Annotated in this window: 15 protein-coding genes; 11 read left to right on the plus strand and 4 right to left on the minus strand. The window is 56.7% G+C overall.

The window, feature by feature from the left end; translation table 11 throughout:
- Positions 1–49 precede the first annotated feature (49 nt).
- The 3 genes from QSK07_RS20410 to QSK07_RS20420 all read left to right on the plus strand — a co-directional run bounded on the left by QSK07_RS20410 (position 50) and on the right by QSK07_RS20420 (position 6,572).
- Positions 50–5,638, plus strand: a complete 5,589-nt coding sequence (locus QSK07_RS20410; RefSeq protein ID WP_285722711.1) for an AvrE-family type 3 secretion system effector — start codon at positions 50–52, stop codon at positions 5,636–5,638.
- 55 nt (positions 5,639–5,693) lie between these two features.
- Entirely contained in the window at positions 5,694–6,113 is a 420-nt protein-coding gene (locus QSK07_RS20415) for a type III secretion system chaperone (protein ID WP_098049822.1), read from the plus strand.
- 342 nt (positions 6,114–6,455) lie between these two features.
- Positions 6,456–6,572: a helix-turn-helix domain-containing protein gene (locus QSK07_RS20420; protein WP_285722708.1), complete on the plus strand. Its 117-nt coding sequence runs from the start codon at positions 6,456–6,458 to the stop codon at positions 6,570–6,572.
- 80 nt (positions 6,573–6,652) lie between these two features.
- Here QSK07_RS20420 and QSK07_RS20425 read toward each other — a convergent pair whose 3' ends face one another.
- Together QSK07_RS20425 and QSK07_RS20430 are read right to left on the minus strand one after the other, a co-directional pair.
- The gene (locus tag QSK07_RS20425; protein WP_285722707.1) at positions 6,653–7,600 is read right to left on the minus strand and encodes a sulfonate ABC transporter substrate-binding protein; all 948 of its coding nucleotides are present in this window, start codon (positions 7,598–7,600) and stop codon (positions 6,653–6,655) included.
- Positions 7,601–7,695: 95 nt separating this feature from the next.
- Complete coding sequence (locus QSK07_RS20430; protein ID WP_285722705.1) at positions 7,696–9,585, minus strand: sigma-54-dependent Fis family transcriptional regulator; 1,890 nt, start codon at positions 9,583–9,585, stop codon at positions 7,696–7,698.
- A 274-nt stretch (positions 9,586–9,859) separates the two neighbouring features.
- On the opposite strand from QSK07_RS20430, the gene ssuD reads away from it, so the two are divergent.
- The 8 genes from ssuD to QSK07_RS20470 all read left to right on the plus strand — a co-directional run bounded on the left by ssuD (position 9,860) and on the right by QSK07_RS20470 (position 19,390).
- Positions 9,860–11,032, plus strand: a complete 1,173-nt coding sequence (gene ssuD, locus QSK07_RS20435) for an FMNH2-dependent alkanesulfonate monooxygenase (RefSeq protein WP_285722703.1) — start codon at positions 9,860–9,862, stop codon at positions 11,030–11,032.
- A 26-nt stretch (positions 11,033–11,058) separates the two neighbouring features.
- A complete protein-coding gene (locus QSK07_RS20440; protein ID WP_285722701.1) occupies positions 11,059–12,471 on the plus strand; it encodes an FAD/NAD(P)-binding protein in 1,413 nt (470 codons plus the stop codon).
- A gap of 68 nt (positions 12,472–12,539) precedes the next feature.
- Entirely contained in the window at positions 12,540–13,949 is a 1,410-nt protein-coding gene (locus QSK07_RS20445) for an LLM class flavin-dependent oxidoreductase (protein WP_285722699.1), read from the plus strand.
- A complete protein-coding gene (locus QSK07_RS20450; RefSeq protein ID WP_098049815.1) occupies positions 13,946–14,962 on the plus strand; it encodes a methionine ABC transporter ATP-binding protein in 1,017 nt (338 codons plus the stop codon). Before QSK07_RS20445 ends, QSK07_RS20450 begins: the two co-directional genes overlap by 4 nt.
- Positions 14,959–15,663, plus strand: a complete 705-nt coding sequence (locus QSK07_RS20455) for a methionine ABC transporter permease (protein ID WP_285722695.1) — start codon at positions 14,959–14,961, stop codon at positions 15,661–15,663. The genes QSK07_RS20450 and QSK07_RS20455 overlap by 4 nt, the downstream gene beginning before the upstream one ends.
- A complete protein-coding gene (locus QSK07_RS20460) occupies positions 15,660–16,535 on the plus strand; it encodes a MetQ/NlpA family ABC transporter substrate-binding protein (protein WP_285722693.1) in 876 nt (291 codons plus the stop codon). Before QSK07_RS20455 ends, QSK07_RS20460 begins: the two co-directional genes overlap by 4 nt.
- A 184-nt stretch (positions 16,536–16,719) precedes the next feature.
- Positions 16,720–18,195 carry an MFS transporter gene (locus tag QSK07_RS20465; RefSeq protein ID WP_285722812.1) on the plus strand — a complete coding sequence of 492 codons (1,476 nt, stop codon included), beginning with the start codon at positions 16,720–16,722 and terminating at the stop codon, positions 18,193–18,195.
- Entirely contained in the window at positions 18,173–19,390 is a 1,218-nt protein-coding gene (locus tag QSK07_RS20470) for an acyl-CoA dehydrogenase family protein (RefSeq protein WP_285722691.1), read from the plus strand. Before QSK07_RS20465 ends, QSK07_RS20470 begins: the two co-directional genes overlap by 23 nt.
- Before the next feature lie 34 nt (positions 19,391–19,424).
- On the opposite strand, the gene QSK07_RS20475 is transcribed toward QSK07_RS20470, so the two are convergent.
- Entirely contained in the window at positions 19,425–20,075 is a 651-nt protein-coding gene (locus tag QSK07_RS20475; RefSeq protein ID WP_275222361.1) for a methionine ABC transporter permease, read from the minus strand.
- The gene (locus QSK07_RS20480) at positions 20,059–21,159 is read right to left on the minus strand and encodes a methionine ABC transporter ATP-binding protein (protein ID WP_285722688.1); all 1,101 of its coding nucleotides are present in this window, start codon (positions 21,157–21,159) and stop codon (positions 20,059–20,061) included. Before QSK07_RS20480 ends, QSK07_RS20475 begins: the two co-directional genes overlap by 17 nt.

Consider the following 21,159-nt stretch of genomic DNA (forward strand, 5'->3'; position numbering starts at 1 on the left):
ACATAACGTTTATTAATGTTTTACGCGGGATGTTGGACGGGGGCAGGTCATGAAGTTGAGATTGCATGGGACTGAACAGAAAGCCGTAGTGCAGAGCGTTGAGCCGAAAAAGAGTGGAAACGGGATCGCGCTACAACAGGGCAGCAGCAGCAGTGCGCCGCAGGCCGCTGCCGGATCGCTGGCCTCCGAGGGTAAAAACCGTGGAAAGTTTCCCGATGTCCATCAACGCCCCACCGGGCAGGATGGCAAAAGTGCCGCTCGTCAGCAAAAAAAATCTTTCAGCCTGAAAAGCCTGTTCGGCTTTAAAAAATCTGAGAAAACCTCAGCGCAGACCGCGACCGCCAGCGGCCAGATGGCAGATGCCGGTCGCAGCCGGCGTCCCACCCTGGGCGATCTGCTGGCAGAGCCTCAGACAGAAGATGAGCCTGAAACCGCCGTTCCACCTGCAGCCGCTCGTCTGACCCGTTCCAATGGCGTGAAACGCCACAGTCTGGAAGATATGAACGGTCGTCCAATGGTGAAAGAAGGCCATACCGACAGCCTGCCGACGCAACTCAGGCACCAACAATTGCAAAACGTCAGCCAGACGCGGCATAACCTGCTGAGCAGAGTGGACACGCCTTCTCCTGCCACTGCCAGCCCGACGTCGGTCACTATCCCCGGCAGTCATCACGAAATTGAAGAGCTGCCGCCTTCGCCGCCAGCCACTCCTGAAAGGACGCAAGGTTCGGCTGAAATTGAAACGCATCCGTCGACGTCCATCTCTTTTGGCAACTCAGAAATCACCGATGAAGATGACGACAGCGAGTTTGAGCAACTCAATCAACAGCGGCTGGCGCGCGAACGGGAAAAACCCACGTTACCGCCACGACTGGGTGAAGCGACCCCCATTACCCGCAAATTCCAGCCAACCCTGTCACCCATAGCCGAGAGCAGGCTGGAAACGGAAAGCAGCATAAAACCGTCATCCCTTCAGGGGCCGTCGACGCTGTCCACCACGCCAATCGTCCCGCTGGGGATGACGCTGGCGAATGGTAAATTGCAGCTGGCCGCCAGCAATCCGCCGGCGATCAATACGTTACTGTCACAAACGCTGGGTAAAGAGGATCAGCACTATCTGGCCCACTCGGCCAGCAGCGATGGGCGTCAGCATCTGCTGCTGGACAAGCAGGGACGGCTATTTGATATCAAAAGTCATGAGAGCGGCTACAGCGTGCTGCATAACAGCCAGTCCTCTGCGATCAGGACAAAGCTGGCACAGGTTGGCGATACGCCGGTCAGTCTGGAGAATAACAACGGCAAAATTCAGATCAGCATCGGGACTGACGGCCAGAATAAACTGAACGTCAATCAGCCGGGCGACGTTCACCGCTCACTGCTCAGCGGCGTCTGGCAGCATCCCGCAGGGGGAGCACAGCCTGCTGGAGAGTCAATTCGTCTGCATGACGATAAGATCCATATTCTCAATCCGGAAATCGGCGTCTGGCAGACCGCCGGCAAAGCGTCGCACGGCCAGCTTTCCCGCCAGGCCGATGGCAAACTCTATGCGGTGCAGGAGAGCCGGACGTTGCACAACCTGTCCGATAATCACACCTCCGAAAAATTCGTCGATAAGATCAAATCCTTTGCCGTCAGTGAGCATGGGCAGGTGGCCGTATTGACCGATACTGAGAGCCCGCATCATATCTGTCTGATGCCGTCGTCCAATGCCTCTCCGGAACAGCGTGTCCAGTTCAGCCTGCATCTTGCCGATACCCTGCAGATGCTGAAGCGCGGTGAACCGCATCTGGAAACACAATCGATTGGTATCAGCAATGGCAAGCTGTACGCCGCCGATAGCGAGGGCAAACTCTACAGCGGCGTACTGTCGCAGGTCAGGGATAACGAGCTGCCGATGAAGAGCATGTCACAAAAGGTGCTCAAACAGCATTTCGGACATGACCACCGTATTGAAGGCTTTTTCACTGACAATCACGGTCAGTTGAATGCGCTGGTGAAAGATAACTTCAGGCAGCAGCACGCCTGCCCGTTGGGCGACGACCACCAGTTTCATGCGGGCTGGAACCTCAGCGACACGCTGGTGATCAACAGCCATCTTGGCCTGCAAAATGTTAACCCGGAGCCACACCAGATTCTCAATATGGGGCGTGAAGGCAGCCTGACGCTTCAGGAAGGGAAGGTTCACTACTTCGACCAGCTGACCAAAGGCTGGACCGCCGCTGAATCAGACTGCCAGCAGCTGAAAAAAGGGCTGGACGGCGCGGCATATATTCTCAAAGAGGGTGAGGTCAAGCGGCTGGATATTAACCAGAGCACCTCCTCTATCAGTCAGGGCAAAGACAACTTCTTTACGCTGCCGCATGTACGCAACAAGCCGGAGCCGGGAAGCGCCCTTCAGGGGCTGGATAAAGCCGATAAAGCTCAGGCGATGGCGGTGATTGGGGTGAATAAATACCTGGCGCTGTCGGAAAAAGGCGACATTCGCTCATTCCAGATCAAGCCTGGTACCCAGCAACTGGCGCGGCCAGCGCAAACCCTCAGCCGTGAAGGAATCACCGGCACCCTGAAGGATATTCACGTCGATCATCAGCAGAATATTTACGCCGTAAATCAGGACGGCGAGATTTTCCATCAGCCGCGTGAGCAATGGCAGAGCGGCGAAGCGGGCGGTAGCTGGCAAAAACTGGCGATGCCGCACAGCGAAAGTGAGCTGCAACGCCTGGATATGGACCATGAAAACCAGCCGGTCGCCACCATGACCGACGGCACCCTGCATCAGTTGCGGGAGGGTGAGTGGCACGCGCATACCGCACCAGAGCCTGCGCCACTGGAAGTCGGCCAGCGTGGTTCGGAACAGGTATTTGCCCGCTTAAATCAGGGCCTCAAAGGCCGCCTGATCCCCGGAACCGGCGTGAACATGCAGCTTACCGCGCAGGTCGGCGGGCAGACCGGGATGGAAAACCGCAAAATCGCCAGTAAATTCACCGATCGGGTGCGCGCCTATATTTTCAATCCGACCATGGCGACGCCGCGTCCGATCAAAAATGCGGCCTACAACATGCAGCACAACTGGCAGGGACGCCGTGGTCTGAACTCGGTTTACGAAATGCAGGGCGCACTGATTAAGCAGCTGGAAGCGCACAACGTGCGTAACAGCGGCACGCAAATGGATTTGCACAGCAAAATGGAAGCGCTGGATTTAGGTGAGCACGGTGCGGCCTTGCTGAATGATATGAAGCGGTTCCGTGAAGAGCTGGAGCAGAGTGCCGTTCGCTCGGCCACCGAACTGGGGCAGCATCAGGGGGTGTTGAAAAGTAACGGCCAGATTAACGAAGAGTTTAAACCTTCAGCCAGCAAGGCGGTGATACAGAGCTTCAACGTTAACCGTTCGGGACGCGACCTCAGTAAAGCGTTAGAAAAAGCGGTCAGCTCTGCCGCGCCGTCACCACAAAGTAAGCTGCAAAAGCTGCTCAGCCACTTTGTCAAAGCCGGGGTGAATATGAGTCACCAAAAGGGTGACGTGCCGATGGGACGCCAGCGCGATCCCAACGACAAAACATCCCTCACCAAATCGCGGCTGATTCTGGACACCGTCACCCTCGGCGATCTGCATCAGCTGGCGGATAAGGCGGCGCTGGTATCGGGACACCAGCCCGATCCCGGCCAGATCAAACAGTTGCGTCAGCAGTTCGATACGCTGCGCGAAAAGCAGTATGGCGCTAATCCGGTGAAGCAGTTTACCGACATGGGCTTCAGCCATCACGCACCGCTGGAGGCCAATTACGATGCGGTGAAAGCCTTTATCAACGCCTTTAAGAAAGAGCACCACGGCGTCAACCTGACTACCCGCACCGTGCTGGACACCCACGGCAATGCCCAACTGGAGAAAAAATTAAAAGACACGCTGTTGTCGCTGAACAGTGGCGAAAGCATGAGCTTCAGCCGCGCCTACGGCGGCGGTCTCAGCACCGCTTTTGTACCGACGCTGAACAAAATCCCGGTGCCGATTATACCCGGCGCGGGGATCACCCTGGACAGGGCTTATAACCTGAGCTTTGGCCGTACCAGCGGCGGACTGGACGTTACCTTTGGTCGTGACGGCGGGGCCACCGGCACCATCTCTGTCGCCACCGGTCACGATTTGCTGCCCTACATGACCGGCAAAAAAACCACTGCCGAAAACGCCAGCGACTGGCTGAGCAAAAAACATAAGATCAGCCCGGATTTTCGTATCGGCGGTAGCATCAGCAGTAACATCCAGGGGACGCTGCAAAACAGTCTTAACTTTAAACTGACCGAAGATGAACTGCCTGATTTTCTGCATGGCCTGACGCACGGCACGCTGACGCCGACCGAGCTGATGAAAAAAGGGATTGAACATCAGATGAAGCAGGGCACCAGACTGGTGTTTAACGTCGATACCTCGGCGGCTTTCGACCTGCGTGCCGGGATTAACATTACCAACGATGGCGCAAAACCTGACGGTGTAACCGCCCGTGCTTCCACCGGCATAAGCGGTTCGGCTAACCTGGTGACAGCCAGACGGGAACGCAGTACGCAAAAAGGCGAGTTTGGCAGCACGGTAGCGGCCAGTGACAACCGTGCGACTTTCCTTAACTCGGCCAGCGTCGGCGCTAACGTTACCTTAAGTTTGGGTGTTGCCCACAATTTTACGCACGATGGTAAGGTCACCGGCAACGCCACCAAAGAGCCGGCTAAGTCCATCGGGACGTTCCCGGCCTTCACCGCCACTAACGTCGCGGTGTCGCTGGCGATGGATGACCGCACCACCCAAAAGATCAGCGTGGAGATGAAACAGGCCGATCCAGTCACCAGCAACGATATCAGCGAGCTGACATCCACACTGGGTAAACATTTTAAAGACAGCGTAAGTACTAAACTGCTGGCCGATCTGAAAAAACAGGAAAACCCGGACCCGGCTAAACAGCTGAGCGAACTGCAACGTCATTTCAGCCGCAGTAACGTAGTCGGTGACGATCGCTATGAGGCAATACGCAGCCTGGAACAACTGGTTTTGCGTCAGCAGGCCGCGGAAACCAATGTAATGGGGTTAGGCTCGGCCAGGCACAGTACCTCTTACAGCAATCTGTCCCGCCTGGATGAAAACGGCATTGCGGATGTGCTGAAGCATCATTTTAACGCAGCATTACCGCCAACCAATGCCACCCGTCTGAGCGCAATGATGGATAACGATCCGGTACTCAAGGGATTAATTAAACAGTTGCAGAGTACGCCATTCAGTAGCGCCAGCGTCTCAATGGAGCTGAAGGACGGCCTGCGCGAACAGACTGAAAAAGCCATTCTTGATGGCAAAGTCGGACGCGATGAACTGGGCCTCCTGTTCCAGGATCGTAACAACCTGCGCATCCGCTCAATCAGCGTCAGTCACAATGTTACCAAAAGCGAAGGATTCAACACGCCGGCGCTATTACTGGGGGCCAGTAATAGCGCCGGCGTCAGTATGGAACGCAACATCGGCACCATTAACTTTAAATACGGTCAGGACCAGGATACGCCGCGACGCTTCACGCTTGAGGGTGAAATGGCTAAAGCCAATCCGGAAGTGGCATCGGCGCTCTCTGAACTGAGAAAAGAAGGGTTCGAAATGAAAAGCTGACCGTCGTTAATCTTCGCCGGCCAGACCATTAGACAGTAAACTAAGGAGCCAGAGAATGACAGCTTCACAACGGCAGGTTGAAACGTTTCTGCGCTATTTTTCCGAATGCTGCAAAACGCCGTTGTACCTGAAGGACGGGGTCTGTGCCCTTTATAACGACCAGGGGCAAGAGGCCGTCGTGCTGGAGGTGCCGGAACAGAGTGACAGCCTGTTGATGCATTGCCAGTTAACTGAAACTGATCCTGAAGCCTTGATGACGCTTTATCCACTATTATTGCAGCTGAACTTTGAGATGGCGGCAATGCAAGGCTGCTGGCTGGCAATGGATGAGCAGTATAAAGTTCGCCTCTGTTTCCAGCAGTCGCTGTGTCAGCTTGATGAGGCCACTTTCAGCCACATCGTGAGCGGTTTTATTGAGCAGGCTGTTGACGTTCGGGAGTTCGTCGGGCAAATAATCAGTCGAAGCGTGGCCTGAAAAGATATATTGGGGCTTTCATCAGATTGTCAGATTGTCCGAAACAGTCTGAAAAGTCCATAACTCTCATCTTAGTGCGCAAAACGTGAATTATGTTAAATTAATGATGGTTGTTACAGGAACCTGGCGCATTACTTTTGAGTTTAAAGACGGTGACGCCTGGGTTCTGAATTATGAGGACTATCACTCATGACAATGCATAATGCTCCACACGCAGGTGAGTAATTTACGACATCATGGAAGATCTCGACATTGAAATCAGGGAGTTGGCTCGTGCTTTGGCTATTACCACCCTCTACAGCATCAGGAGTGGTTTCTGGTATCACCGCTGTAGCGCCTGAGATGGCTATCAAACTGGCTGCAGTGATCGGCAGTACGCCTGAAATGTGGCTACGCATACAGGCGGCCTATGACCTTGACCGCGCAGCAAAAAAAAGTGGATTTAAGCGTGCTGAATAGCCGCTATAAGCCCGATCAGTTGCGGAACACACACTAAGCGGATGCACCCGTCTTTTCGACTGCATCCGCCCGCCTTTCCTTTATTTCTTATCCTGTGACCATGTCGCGCTGCGGATATCGACTTTCACCGGTAACAGACCAATCCGGGTAAAGGTATCTGCCAGCGCCTGCTGCTGCGTAAAGACTTCATGCGTCATCCGCTCTGCGCCAAACGGCATCCTTGCCAGCGCCCGCTGCCATATTGGCTGGGGCAGACCGGTTGAGGTGGACATAATTTTCGCCGCATCTTCCTGATTTTGATTAGCCCACTTACTCAGCGAACCCAGCTCATCCAGCACCTCAGAAGCGATTTGTGGATAGCTCTCCGCGAACTTACGGCTGGCAAGATAGAAGGTGTAGTGCGGCACCAGCCCTTCGGCATTTTTAATCAGCCGCGCGTGGGCATTGGCTTCTACTTCGGCGTAGTAGGGATCCCAGATGACCCAGGCATCCACCGCGCCGCGCTGGAAAGCGGCGCGCGCATCAGCAGGTGGCAGATAAACCGGCGTAATATCTTTATAGGTCAGCCCTGCCTGCTCCAGCGCGGTGACCAGCAGATAGTTAACGTCAGAGCCTTTATTCAGCGCCACACGCTTGCCTTTGAGATCCGCCACGCTTTTAATCGGGGAGTCTGCGGGCACCACAATCGCTTCGGTTTTAGGGTTAGCAGGCGAGTGTCCCAGATAAACCAGATCGGCCTGCGCTGCCTGAGCGAATGTCGGTGGCGCGTCGCCGGTAGCGGCCAGATCGATACTGCCGATGTTTAAGCCTTCCAGCATCTGCGGCCCAGCCGGGAACTCAATCCAGTGCACCGCAATACCCTGCTTTTTAAATTCCTGATCCAGCGTGCCGCGATACTTCAGCAGCGCGAAGATATTGGCTTTCTGAAAACCGATGTTCACTGTCTCGGGTTTCTCTGCTGCCTGGGTGTTGAACGCGAAACCCGCCTGGGCGGCAATAATCAGTGCGCTGAGTAAAACTTTTTTCATCTCTCATTCCTGAGTCTGGTTGTTGTCTGCGCAACATAACAAACGCGGGTTGAAGCGCTTAGCGAGGAAATGTTCGATGCTTAGCTAAAAAAACGCTATGGATGCCAGACCGACTCGCGTACGCGAATGGCGCGACTAAATAACCCCAGCGCATAGAAGCGGTCCGCGATGGTCTGCTGTTCGCGGATGATGGCCAGGTTCATTCTCTGGGTCTGATGGCTACGCCGGGCTAAGGCGTGCATCAATGAGGTTGCAGAGATGCCGAGTTCCGCGGAGAGTAGTCCGGCAGCTTCAGCACGATGCGCATCAATGTAGCGACCGGTCTGCTCCAGCGCACTCAGCAGAACCTGTAACAGATCGCCAGAGTGCGTTGCAAATCCGCGCTCAGCCAGGTAAAACTGATGGTTATTGACCCGGCCGGTGCCATCCGCAATCACCCTGAACTCTCCGCTGTTCTCCGCATCGCTGAGTAACGGATCCCACATCATCCAGGCATCCACCGCGTTGAGATCGCTGGGCGTTAGCGGATATTTAGGCGGGGCATAGACGATTCGTACATCATCCAGCGCTAAACCCGCCTCATCCAGAATCTGCAACAACAGAAAGTGGACGTTTGAGCCGCGATTCACGGCGATGCGTTTGCCCCTGAGATCGCCAATCTGCTGAACCGGACTGCTGTTCGGCACCAGCAGCGCCACGCTTTGCGGGGCGGCAGGTTCCCAGGCGACATAGACCATCGGACTGTTGCTGGCCTGCGCAAACAAGGGTGGGACTTCACCGGTGGTCCCGAAATCGATTTCCTTATTGCTCAGTGCATGCAGGAGCTGCGGACCCGCAGGAAACTCACTCCACATGACGCTGACACCCTGTCCGGCCAGCTGCTGTTCCAGCGACTGGCGCGCTTTCAGAATACCAAGGTTGCCAAATTTCTGATAACCAATACGCAGTTCCCGCTCCCGCTCAGGCTGCTGACCAGCAGCAGCATCGCGCTGACGCACTGAACCGCGGCGCGGTTTAATCACGCCCAGATGCCCCAGCTGTGTGCGCAATGTATGTCGGCTGATACCCAGCAGCGCGGCCGCCTGTAACTGATTACCCTGCGTGAGTTCCAGCGCATTTTTCACCAGCGCAGCAATTACCCGGGGATAGAGCGGCGTATCACTCTGCTGCATCTGCTGGCGTAAAAACTGATCCAGCGCCTCCTCACCCTGCGGCAGATCGCTCCCCGCAAGAGGACTTAGCCGCAGCTGCTGCGGCGTGACCAGTGAGGTTTTGCTGAGCAGCACGGCGTTGTGCAGCGTGTTCTCCAGTTCACGGATGTTGCCCGGCCAGCTGTAGTTCATCAGCACTGTCATGGCTTCATCACTGAGGCGCAGCTGAGGACGACCAAGACGGCGCGCATAGAGCTGCAGGAAGTGACTGGCCAGCACAGGAATATCTTCGCAGCGCTGGCGCAGCGGCGGCAGTGTGACGCTGGCCACATTCAGCCGGTAGTAGAGATCTTCCCGGAATCGCCGTTCACGGATAGCCACCGCCAGATCCCGGTTGGTCGCGGCAATGACCCGCACATTGACTTTTACCGGCCTGGACGATCCGACGCGGGTAATTTCACGCTCCTGCAGCACGCGTAGCAGCTTCACCTGCAGCGACGGGCTTAGCTCACCAATCTCATCCAGCAGCAGCGTGCCGCCCTCAGCTGCTTCAAACCAGCCACGATGCCTGTCCTGTGCGCCGGTAAAGGCACCCTTCTCATGACCAAACAGCTCCGACTCCGCCAGGCTCTCGGTAAGTGCGCCGCAGTTAACCGCCAGAAAAGGCTGCCGGCTGCGGGCGCTATGGTGATGCAGATAGCGCGCCATCACCTCTTTGCCGGTGCCGGTTTCACCGATGATCAGTACCGTCGCATCAGTGGGCGCGAGCTGATCCAGCACGCTTTTAAAGGCGCGCGATGCGGGGTCAATTAACTCAGGGCTGGATATCTGCATCTCATTTACCGGGTGAACGGGAAAACCATGACCATACCTCGCCGCTGACACCGAAACGAGATGCGAAACAAGCCAGATTGTTGCGAATGCAGCAATGTGCAACTGCGACTGTTGCGAATGCAGCAGATTAACGTCTGCCAGAAAAATGATAAATTATTGAATTTTATAGATAAAAATATTTTCCCGCACTGGCACGCAACCTGCTAGAGGCTATATAACCAAAGGGATTAACCCTATGTGATAAATTTTAATATCGTTATAAAGGAATCTGCTAATGAGTCATGCGACACAGGAAAACCTTAACCTCTTCTGGTTTCTGCCTACCCACGGCGACGGGCGCTATCTGGGCACCACCGAAGGCGGCAGAGCAGTCGATTTACCCTATCTACAGCAGGTTGCGCTGGCGGCAGATAATCTGGGCTACTACGGTGTGTTAATCCCGACCGGTAAAAGCTGCGAGGACTCATGGCTGGTCGCCTCGGCACTGGCACCGATCACCAAAAAGCTGCGCTATTTAGTGGCCGTGCGTCCCGGCCTGCAACCGCCCAGCCTGGCGGCGCGGATGGCGGCGACGCTGGACCGTCTCTCCGGCGGCCGGTTGCTGATCAACGTGGTCACGGGCGGTGATCCGGTAGAGAACAAAGGTGACGGCATCTTCCTGAGTCATGAAGAGCGCTATCAGGTGACCAAAGAGTTTCTTGAGGTCTACTCCCGCCTGCTGAAAGGCGAGAAGGTAGACTTTGAAGGCGAACATATTCGCGTGGAAGGCGCCGAGATCCTCTTCCCGCCGGTGCAGGAAGACGGTCCGCCACTCTATTTCGGTGGCTCGTCTGAGGCCGCTATCGACGTTGCGGCGAATCAGATCGACACCTATCTGACGTGGGGCGAGCCAGTTGAACAGGTCGCGGAGAAGCTGGCGGTGGTTCGTCAGCGGGCGCAGGAGAATGGCCGCACGCTTTCTTATGGCATCCGCTTACATGTCATTGTACGTGAAACAGAAGAGGAAGCCTGGGCGGCCGCCGATCGACTGATTTCTCATCTGGATGAAGAGACTATCGCCGCCGCGCAGAAGATCTTTGCCCGCATGGACTCCGCCGGTCAGGCGCGGATGAGTGCCCTGCATCAGGGATCGCGTGAGAGCCTGCGCATCGGTCCAAACCTCTGGGCGGGTGTTGGCCTGGTGCGCGGCGGCGCAGGAACTGCGCTGGTCGGCAGTCCGCAGCAGGTTGCCGACCGCATCCGGGAGTATCAGGCACTGGGCATTGAGAACTTTATCTTCTCCGGCTATCCGCATCTTGAAGAGGCACATCGCTTTGCTGAGCTGGTCATGCCGCTGTTGCCGCTGGCCGCCAATGCCGAAAAGAAACAGCGCAGCGTCAACACCGGTCCGTTTGGTGAAACCATCGGCGGCGACCGTCGCCCGGCTAAACAGGCCAGCGCCAGCTAGTCAGTTAACAGAAAAAAGGCTCGCTTATGTCACAACAGCAGATTGTCATTATCGGCGGCGGGTTCACCGGCACTGCGCTGGCAATCCATCTGGCCCGCGCTGGCCAGGCGGGGTTGCAGGTGACGGTGATTGAACCCCGCGCGCAGCTGGCGCAGGGCGTGGCATACGGCACCACCGATCCAGCCCACCGAATTAATGTGCCGGCCACCAGAATGCAGCTTGCCGGTGATGAAGAGGGCGTATTCGATCGCGACTATCGCGCCTCTGCCGGCTTCAGGGCCGATCCGGAAGCGCTGTGGCATGACGGCAACGTCTACCCGCAACGCGGTGAGTTCGGACGCTGGGTCAATGCGCAGTTTGTTCATCATCAGCAGCACTCACCGGTGAAACTGAGTCATCTGCGTGACAGTGCGGTTGCCTTTAAGAATGGCGTGATGACCACGGCCTCCGGGCAGCAGATTCATGCCGATCAGGTGGTGCTGGCGATCAGCCATCCCCCACCGGATCTGCCTGCTCTGCTGAGGCCGCTACAGGGCCATCCGGGTTTGATTGCCAATCCCTGGCATCGCGACGCACTGGCGCAGGTCGCCCCTGACGATCGGGTGGCGATTATCGGTTCAGGGCTGACCATGTCCGATGTGGTGGCGTCGCTGCATCGTCAGCAGCACCGTGGAAAGATTAGCGTTTTCTCACGTCGTGGCCAGCTGCCGCGTGCCAACCTGAGTGGCAACAATGAGACCTACGCTCTGGATTACAGTCAGCCGCAATCTGCGACCGCGCGAGGCTGGCTACATCGGGTGCGTCAGGAAGTTAAACAGGCGGCAGCGCTGAATCTGCCCTGGCAGCTGGTGCTGGATGATATCCGCCGTAACGGTCAGCGTATCTGGCAGAGTCTTTCGCTGCATGAGCAGCAGCGCTTTCTGCATCATCTGCGCCCATGGTGGGATGTTCACCGCTACCGTATTGCACCGCAGGTAAGCCAGGTTCTCAGCCAGCAGCAGGCCAGCGGTCAGCTGACTCTGCTGGCGGCGCGCCTTATCGCCGCTGAATCAGATGGCGCAACGCTCCGGCTGACGCTGCGCCTGCGTGGCGCGCAATCGCACATGCGGGAGGTGGAGAAAGTCATTGTCACCACCGGCCCTGCACACAACGCTCTGCTTAACAGCAACGCGCTGCTGCGTCAGCTCCACGGCGATGGCGTTATCCAGCCTGACCCACTGCTACTGGGGATCCAGGTTAATGCGCTGTCTCAGACGCTGAATGTGTACGGTGAAGCGAATCCCGGACTGTATGTCGCCGGGCCTGCCGCACGGGGTCGCTTTGGCGAGCTGATGGGATTACCGCAGGTGGCGGAACATGCTGAGTTTGTCGCACGGCAACTGCTGAATGCCCCATCGCTGCCTGTCAGCGAGCGATGTCCCGGCTCATTCACCTGCTGAATCTTACTTCTTAATCACACATTAAAAGGTGGGCGGCAAGCGATTGCCGCATCCGCTCAGGAGTCGCTATGTCATCGCAACGTGAAATTCGCCTGAATGCTTTCGATATGAACTGTGTCGGTCATCAGTCACCCGGCTTGTGGGCGCATCCCCGCGACCGCTCATGGCAGTATAAAGATCTGGCGTACTGGACCGATCTAGCGCGCCTGCTGGAGCGCGGTAAGTTTGATGGGCTGTTTATTGCTGACGTGCTGGGTGTCTATGACGTGCTCAACGGTAATAATCATGCAGCCATCCGTCAGGCTACACAGGTGCCGGTAAACGATCCGCTGGCGTTAATCACACCAATGGCCATGGTGACGGAACACCTGGGCTTTGGCCTGACCGCCTCGCTGTCGTTTGAACACCCCTACCCGTTTGCACGGCGGATCTCGACTCTGGATCATCTGACCAAAGGCCGTATTGGCTGGAATATTGTTACCTCCTACCTGGAAAGTGGCGCACGCAATATCGGGCATCAGGCTCAGACCGACCACGATGCGCGCTACGACTACGCCGATGAGTATCTGCAGGTTATCTATAAGCTGCTTGAAGGAAGCTGGGAAGACGACGCTGTCCTACGCGATCGTGAACGTCATATATTCAGCGACCCCAATAAAATCCATCCGATTAACCATCAGGGAACGTTTTTCCAGGTGCCGGGCATTCATCTTTGCGAGCCGTCACCGCAGCGCACGCCGGTGCTATACCAGGCCGGTGCCTCCAGTCGCGGCAAGGCGTTTGCAGCGGAGCATGCTGAATGCGTATTTGTCGCAGCACCGTCGAAAGTACTGCTGAAGAAAACCGTAGCGGATATTCGCCGCAGGGCCGCTGAGGTGGGACGTGACCCGCGTTCCATCCTGATCTTCAATCTGCAAACGGTGATTGTGGGAGAAAACGACCTGGCCGCGCAAGCTAAATGGCAGGAGTACAAAAGCTATGTCAGTTACGAAGGCGCGCTGGCGCTGATCTCGGGCTGGACCGGTATCGATTTCGGGCAGTATCAGCCGGAACAGGTATTAAAGCATCTGCATACCAACGCGATTCAGTCGGCGGTTGAGACCTTCTCCACCGCCGATCCCAATCGTCAGTGGACGGTGCAGGGTCTGGCTGACTGGGTGGGCATTGGCGGTTTTGGCCCGTTGCTGGTGGGCAGCGCCGAAACCGTAGCGGATGAACTGCAGAGCTGGGTTGAAGAGACCGACGTTGACGGGTTTAACCTTGCCTACGCCGTGACGCATGAAACCTTCACTGACGTGGTGGAACTGCTGGTGCCGGAACTGCAAAAGCGTGGCGTCTACAAACAAGATTATCAGCCCGGCACGCTGCGTGAGAAGTTGTTCGGACAGGGGCCACGACTGGTATTGCCGCATCCGGGAGCCGGTTACCGTCGTAACTCCGGCGCGGAACAATGGACAGAAAGCGTGGAGGCCTCATGATTGAGATTACGGGGCTAAGTAAAACGTATGCCGGGCCACAGAACCGTCAGATTGAGGTGCTGAAAGATATTACGCTCAGTGTTCCTGCCGGTTCAATTACGGCGGTCGTCGGGCCCAGCGGCGCAGGAAAATCGACGCTGGCAAAGTGCATCAGTCTGCTGGAGCGACCGACATCGGGAAGCATCCGGGTCAATGGTGAGGATCTGTCACATTACACGGGTGAGACTTTACGTCACAAACGTCGGGCGATAGGCACGGTGTTTCAGTCATCCGCGCTGCTGCAGCGCAAAACCGCCTGGGAAAATGTGGCGCTGCCGCTGGAATGGCTGGGCGTGGTGCCTGGGGAGATCAAACGCCATGTTGGCTCGCTACTGGAGAGCGTCGGCCTGAGTGACAAGGCGGGCTTTTATCCGTCTCAGCTCTCGGGCGGACAGCGCCAGCGTGTGGGTATCGCGCGGGCGCTGGCGCTTAAGCCCTCGGTGTTGCTGGCTGATGAGGCCACGTCCGGACTTGATCCGGAAGCCACCCATGCCATTCTGACCTTACTGAAAACCCTTCGCGATCAGTTTGGGCTATCAATCATCTTTATTACCCACGAAATGGATGTGGTGCGGCGTGCGGCCGACGCTGTCGCGCAGATTGCAGACGGCAGGCTGGTGCAACAGGGCCATTTACGTCAGTTGCTGGCCACGCCCTATTCATCTCTGGGCCAGCAGCTGTTCCCACTCCAGCCGCTCGCTGGGTCCGGCGATCTGCTGCTGCAACTCACCTACGGCGATCGCCCGATTGCCATTGACTGGATCAGCCGTCTGACGCAGCAGTTTGCCGTGCAGGTGGATCTGCTGGCCGCCCACGTTGAGCAGGTTGGCGATGCGCTGGCGGGACGGATGCAGGTGGCCATTCGTTTTTCACATTCTGGCGTCACGTCCCGGCAGGTGACAGAGCAGCTACAGCACTATGGCATTCATGCTGAGATTCTTGAACAACGTGCTGCCCTGCAGGAGGTGGTATGAAACCTGCTGACGTACTGAGTCAGGATACGCCGTGGAACCAAATCCCGGCTCTGATGCTGCCCGCCTATGGAGAAACCTGGCTGATAGTGGCAGTGGTGATGCTGTTTGTGGTGACGCTGGGTGGCCTCCTGGGGGTGGTGCTGTTTAACACCTCGCGGCAGGGGCTGTTTCCCCACAGGATGCTGCATCAGATTCTGGGCTGGATCATTAATATGGGCCGTTCTCTCCCTTTTCTGGTGCTGATGGCCGCCATTATCCCTTTTACCTTCTGGCTGACCGGCACCACCATTGGCATCCCCGCAGCCGTGGTGCCCATGATCATCGCCGGCACGCCCTTTTTTGCCCGGCTGGTCAGCAATGCGTTGCGTGAACTGCCCGCTGATGTCACCGCCGTGGGCCTGGTCTCCGGGGGCTCCACGTGGCAAATCATCTCCCGTGCCCAGATCAGTGAAGCCCTGCCCGCAATAGTTGCAGCCATTGTGCTGAATCTTATTTCGATGATTGAGTATTCCGCTATCGCCGGAACGATCGGTGCCGGGGGGATTGGCTATCTGGCCGTGGTTTACGGCTATCAGCGTTTTGATAATCACATCATGGTGGCCACCATTATTGTGCTGATCGCCACTATTCAGCTGGTTCAGTTTTTAGGCGACCGTTTGATTTCGGCGCTGCAACCCTATCAGGGAAAACATTCAACATGACGCATCACGACTTTGAAATCCGACAGAAGAAAAAATGGCCGTGGGTAGTGGCTGGGGTGGTGGTGCTGTTGATTGCCGCTGCGGTCTGGTATCAGGTTGCGCACAAGGCCCGCACTGTCACTTTTGGCACCACGCTGAAAGTCCATTTTGAACCGGCGATGGCCGGTGAAGAGCGGCTGATTCAGTTTGTGGCGCAACATATAGCGCCCGACTACGGCATCAGACTGGAAGCGGAAGGATTGCAGGATCCGGTGCAGGCCGATCGCGCGGTGGCAGAGGGTAAGTATGCCGCCACCGTCTATCAGCATCAGTGGTGGCTGAAACAGGTGGTGGATGCGAATAAATTTCCGCTGACAGCCACCCTGCCGCTGTTCCAGTGGGCGTTTGGCATCTACTCAGATCGCTACCGTGCCATCAGTGAACTGCCACAGGGCGCGGAAATTGTGGTGCCCAATGATGGTGCCAATCAGGGGCAGGCCTTATGGCTGCTGCAGCGCATCGGATTGATTGGCCTCGATCCGGCGATTGAACCACGCACTGCAAAACTCAAAGACATCAAAGAGAATCCTCATGGTTTTAACTTCAAAGAGCTGGATCTGTTGACCATGCCGCGTGCGCTGAATTCGGTTGATGCAGCCATCGGCTATGTTTCACAGTTTGATGCCGGAAAAGTACCGCGCGAAAAAGGCATTTTATTCCCGCCAGCCCCGCGAACCTTTGCCTCTCAACTGGTTATAGGCACGCCCTGGCTGGCAGATGACAATATTGTCCGGCTTAAAAAAGCCTTCGCCGACCCACGGCTACAGCAGTGGCTGAAAGAAACGCAGGATCCGCTGGTGAAAGGCGTGCTGGTGCCGGTTTCCGCAGAATAATCAACAGACCTGGGCTGGCCCGAACCGGATGAATCACTGCATTCATCCGGTCTTTTTCATACCTGAAAATTTAAATTAACTTATTGAATTATATAGAATCGTTATCCATATTTGTTGGTTGTTTACTGAGCCGGGAATGCCTATAAAAACCTCGTTACCTGCTGAATATAATAACGAGGATATGATGAGTACATTAGAGATTGACAACACCCTGACCGCCCCGCCGCCCCACTCCACGCCGGTTCGTTCGGTGAGTGATGTGGCCCGGCTAATCAACAGTAATACGGAGAAAAACAGCTACGCCCGCTGGATTGTGTTCCTGGCGCTGGGCGGTGTATTTCTTGACGCCTACGATCTCACCACGCTCTCCTATGGTATTGACGATGTGGTGAAAGAGTTTGGCTTAACCCCGGTGCTGACCGGACTGGTCACCTCGTCAATTATGATCGGCACCATCGTCGGCAATCTGGTCGGCGGCTGGCTCACCGACAAATATGGCCGCTACTCGGTGTTTATGGCGGACATGCTGTTCTTCGTGGTCTCTGCGATAGCTGCCGGTCTGGCGCCCAACGTCTGGGTATTGATAGGCGCGCGTTTCCTGATGGGTGTCGGGGTCGGGATCGATCTGCCGGTTGCCATGGCCTACCTGGCGGAGTTCTCTAAATTCTCCGGCAAAGGCAACAAAGCGTCACGCCTCGCGGCCTGGTGCCCGATGTGGTATGCCGCGTCATCTGCCTGCTTCTTTATTATTTTTGCGCTCTATTTCCTGCTGCCTGCCGAACATATCGACTGGTTGTGGCGCGCCTCGCTGCTGTTTGGTGCGGTACCGGCCCTGCTCATTATCGCAGTGCGCAGCAAATTCATGAATGAGTCACCGCTGTGGGCAGCCAATCAGGGAGACCTGAGCGGTGCAGTTCGTATCCTGCGCGACTCCTACGGCATCATTGCGCATGAAGAGCAGCCCGAAAAAACCGAAACCGTGAAAGCGGCCCCAAAAGTGAGTTTCCGCGTGCTGTTTCAGAAGCCATACCTCGAACGCACGATTGTCAGCGCAGTAATGAACGTCTGTATCGCATTTGAGTACACTGCTATTGCTTTCTTCCTGCCCTCTATCCTGGCGCAGTTCCTGGGGGCGGGCGTGTTTGAAACCATCTCCGCCTCACTGGGGCTGAACGCGCTGTTCGCCTTTACCGGCGGCCTGCTGGGGATGCGACTGGCCTGGAAGTTCCCTTCCAGGCATGTGGCGATTGCGGGTTTTGCCCTGCAGTTTATTGCGCTGATCTCGCTGGCGCTGATCGGTCATCCACAGGCCACTGCCGGCGTGGTGTTTGCCGTGCTGATGCTGGGACTCTGGCTGTTTGCCGAAGGGTTTGGCCCCGGCGCGCAGTTGATGATCTATCCGGCGCTCTCCTATCCGACCCACATTCGCGCCACCGGTGTTGGCTTCAGTCGCTCGCTCTCTGGTATCGGCAGTGCACTCGCGCTATTTATCCTGCCTATTCTGCAGGCCCGTTATGGCACTAACATGTTCTGGATAGTCTCTCTCGCCGCCCTTATCCCGATTATTTTCCTGTTGATTATCCGGTTTGAACCGACCCGACAGGATATTGATGAACAACCTGGAACAGGAGAAGATCATGTCAGAATTAACCCGTACTGAATTTGCAGCGCTGACCGAACAGTTCCGGCCACTCTTTAACCGCATTGCTGAAGGAGCCGCCGCGCGTGAAATCAACCGCACTCTGCTGCATGAGCCGATCCGCTGGCTGAAAGAGGCGCGGTTCGGCACCCTGCGCATCCCCAAAGAAGAAGGCGGCTTCGGCGTCTCGCTGCCGCAGCTCTTTTCCCTGCTGACCGCACTGGCCGAAGCGGATTCGAATCTGCCACAGGCACTGCGCGCGCACTTTGCCTTTATCGAAGACCGCCTGAACCAGCCGGAGAGTGAGGATCGGCGGCGCTGGTTCCGCCGTTTTGTGGATGGCGAGCTGGTGGGCAGTGGCTGGAGTGAAATCGGGGCGGTTAAGCTGGGTGAGGTCAACACTCAGGTCTCACCCGCAGAGGGAGAATGGCGGATCAGCGGTGAGAAGTTTTACAGCACCGGCACGCTCTATGCGGATTGGATTGATGTCTATGCACAGCGCACGGATAACGGCCGCGACGTCATCGCGCTGGTAAACACCCATCAGAATGAGGTGGAACGCGATGATGACTGGGATGGTTTCGGGCAGCGCCTGACCGGCAGTGGCACCACACGCTTTCATCATGCCCGTGTGGAGCAGCCACACGTTTATGATTTCAGTGAGCGCTTTCGCTATCAGACCGCATTTTATCAGCATGTGTTATTAGCCACGCTGGCGGGTATAGGCCGGGCCGTAGTGCGCGATGCGTCACAGGGGGTCGCGCAGCGTAAGCGGATTTACAGCCACGGCAATGCGCCTCAGGTTAAGCAGGATGTGCAGGTGCTGCAGGTGGTCGGTCAGATCAGCAGCTGGGCCTGGGCCGCTGAAGCCACCGTTGATCGGGCGACCCACTCACTGCAACGGGCATTTGAACTGCAACTGAGCGGTGCCAATGAAGCAGAGCTTCACGCGGCGAACGTTCAGGCAGAGGTGGAGTCCGCCCGGGCGCAGGTGGTCGCGGTTGAGTTAGTGACACATGCCGCCACGGAGTTCTTCAATGCGCTGGGCGCGTCCGATACCCGCGTCAGCAAGGCGCTGGACCGACACTGGCGTAACGCCCGCACGGTGTCATCACACAACCCGGTAATCTACAAAATCCGCAATGTAGGTGACTGGGAGGTAAATGGCAGCGATCCAACCTTTATCTGGCAGATCGGCAATGGCGAGACGTCATAAAGCAGCAAGGCCGGGAAAACCCGGCCTTACGCGTTTAGCGGTGGTTCAGCCGTCGCGACAGCCGATCGCCACACAACTGAAGCAACGTCACCAGCGCAACCAGCACCACAATAACTGTCACCATTACCTGCATGTCAAACCGCTGATAACCATAACGGTACGCCAGATCCCCCAATCCTCCTGCACCGATGGCGCCGGCCATCGCTGACGCGTTAATCATCGTCACCAGCGTGATGGTAAAACCGCTGACGATGCCAGGCCGCGCTTCCGGCAGCAGCACATGCCAGATGATGTGCCAGCGATGAAAACCCATGGCCTGCGCCGCTTCGGTCAGTCCTTTATCCACTTCACGCAGGCTGACTTCCGCAATACGGGCAAAAAACGGGGTGGCTGCCAGGGTAAGCGGTACGACGGCTGCCCAGACGCCATAGGTCGTTCCCACAATCCAGCGGGTAAAGGGAATTAACGCCACCATCAGGATAAGAAATGGGATGGATCGAAAGAGGTTAACCACCCAGCCCAGCACCCGATTAAGTAGTGGGCTGGGAAAAAGAGCGTCGCGTCCGCTGACCACCAGAATCACCGCCATTGGTAAGCCCAGCGCAAGCGCGAGCGCAGAGGAGACGCCTACCATCAGCAGCGTATCCAGAAAGGCGACCCATAAACGTTCAATAGCCGGTGACATAACCTAATACCTCCAGTCGATCGGCGATGTGCGCCAGTTGAGTTGTCACGGATTGCGCCTCGTGTCGGGCATCCAGCAGGAGCAATAACTGGCCGGTAGGTTTGCTGTCAACCCACTCGATAGCGCTGTAAATCAGGGTGATTTCACCCGCGATCTCTGCACTCAGCGCACCGATATCAGGTTGTGCACCCTGGCCGGTGTAGCGTAACCGCACCAACAGGCGGGATTGATGATGTTTCCGGTGGGCAGTCAGACGTGTGCCGACCGACTCTGGCAGAGCCTGGTGATTCGGGTTCAGTAGCTGGCGCGTCGTCTCCTGCTGCGGGTCGCTATAAACCTGCCAGACCGGGCCACGCTCAATGATTTCACCCTGATCGATTACCGCAACGTTGTGGCAGAGGTCATGAACGACATCCATCTCATGGGTGATCAGCACAATGGTAATATGGCGTTGCTGATTGATCTTTTTAAGCAGCGCCAGAATCGAGCGTGTCGTTTCGGGGTCGAGTGCTGACGTCGCTTCATCGCACAGCAGCAGTTCCGGATCGTGGACCAGCGCACGGGCAATACCAACGCGCTGTTTCTGTCCACCGGACAACTGTGCGGGCCAGGCGTGTTGCCGCGCCTCCAGCCCGACCAGCGCCAGCAGCTCATCCACTTTACGCGCCCGCACGGCAGCGGGCACGCCTGCCACTTTTAGCGGCAGCTCAATATTCTGCCGTACGGTTTTGGCCGATAGCAGATTGAAGTGCTGGAAAATCATGCCGGTGCGGCGCCGCCATTCGACCAGTTGCCGCGCGTTGAGCGCGCTGATATCGGTGCCATCGATCACAATGCGCCCGGCAGTCGGTTCTTCCAGACGATTAAGGCAGCGGATGAGCGTCGATTTTCCCGCGCCGCTGCGGCCAATGATGCCGAATATTTCTCCGCGATGGATCCCGAGATTAATATTGCGCAGTGCATCCACAGACTGGCTGGGATAGCGCTTACTTAATGTTTCAATGATGACGTGTGAGGCACCGCTGGTATGGCACGCAGCAGCATCGGACAATGCCGACGTCTCAGGGATACTCAGGCTGACCAT

It is taken from the genome of Pantoea sp. QMID4, from assembly GCF_030270445.1.
Lineage (GTDB): Bacteria > Pseudomonadota > Gammaproteobacteria > Enterobacterales > Enterobacteriaceae > Pantoea > Pantoea vagans.

What these genes read in the sequence shown, in the direction of transcription:
- QSK07_RS20410 (WP_285722711.1), top strand. Translation starts at nt 50, where the DNA reads ATGAAGTTGAGATTGCATGGGACTGAACAGAAAGCCGTAGTGCAGAGC.
- QSK07_RS20415 (WP_098049822.1), top strand. Translation starts at nt 5,694, where the DNA reads ATGACAGCTTCACAACGGCAGGTTGAAACGTTTCTGCGCTATTTTTCC.
- QSK07_RS20420 (WP_285722708.1), top strand. Translation starts at nt 6,456, where the DNA reads ATGGCTATCAAACTGGCTGCAGTGATCGGCAGTACGCCTGAAATGTGG.
- QSK07_RS20425 (WP_285722707.1), bottom strand. Translation starts at nt 7,600, where the DNA reads ATGAAAAAAGTTTTACTCAGCGCACTGATTATTGCCGCCCAGGCGGGT.
- QSK07_RS20430 (WP_285722705.1), bottom strand. Translation starts at nt 9,585, where the DNA reads ATGCAGATATCCAGCCCTGAGTTAATTGACCCCGCATCGCGCGCCTTT.
- ssuD (WP_285722703.1), top strand. Translation starts at nt 9,860, where the DNA reads ATGAGTCATGCGACACAGGAAAACCTTAACCTCTTCTGGTTTCTGCCT.
- QSK07_RS20440 (WP_285722701.1), top strand. Translation starts at nt 11,059, where the DNA reads ATGTCACAACAGCAGATTGTCATTATCGGCGGCGGGTTCACCGGCACT.
- QSK07_RS20445 (WP_285722699.1), top strand. Translation starts at nt 12,540, where the DNA reads ATGTCATCGCAACGTGAAATTCGCCTGAATGCTTTCGATATGAACTGT.
- QSK07_RS20450 (WP_098049815.1), top strand. Translation starts at nt 13,946, where the DNA reads ATGATTGAGATTACGGGGCTAAGTAAAACGTATGCCGGGCCACAGAAC.
- QSK07_RS20455 (WP_285722695.1), top strand. Translation starts at nt 14,959, where the DNA reads ATGAAACCTGCTGACGTACTGAGTCAGGATACGCCGTGGAACCAAATC.
- QSK07_RS20460 (WP_285722693.1), top strand. Translation starts at nt 15,660, where the DNA reads ATGACGCATCACGACTTTGAAATCCGACAGAAGAAAAAATGGCCGTGG.
- QSK07_RS20465 (WP_285722812.1), top strand. Translation starts at nt 16,720, where the DNA reads ATGAGTACATTAGAGATTGACAACACCCTGACCGCCCCGCCGCCCCAC.
- QSK07_RS20470 (WP_285722691.1), top strand. Translation starts at nt 18,173, where the DNA reads ATGTCAGAATTAACCCGTACTGAATTTGCAGCGCTGACCGAACAGTTC.
- QSK07_RS20475 (WP_275222361.1), bottom strand. Translation starts at nt 20,075, where the DNA reads ATGTCACCGGCTATTGAACGTTTATGGGTCGCCTTTCTGGATACGCTG.
- QSK07_RS20480 (WP_285722688.1), bottom strand. Translation starts at nt 21,159, where the DNA reads ATGGTCAGCCTGAGTATCCCTGAGACGTCGGCATTGTCCGATGCTGCT.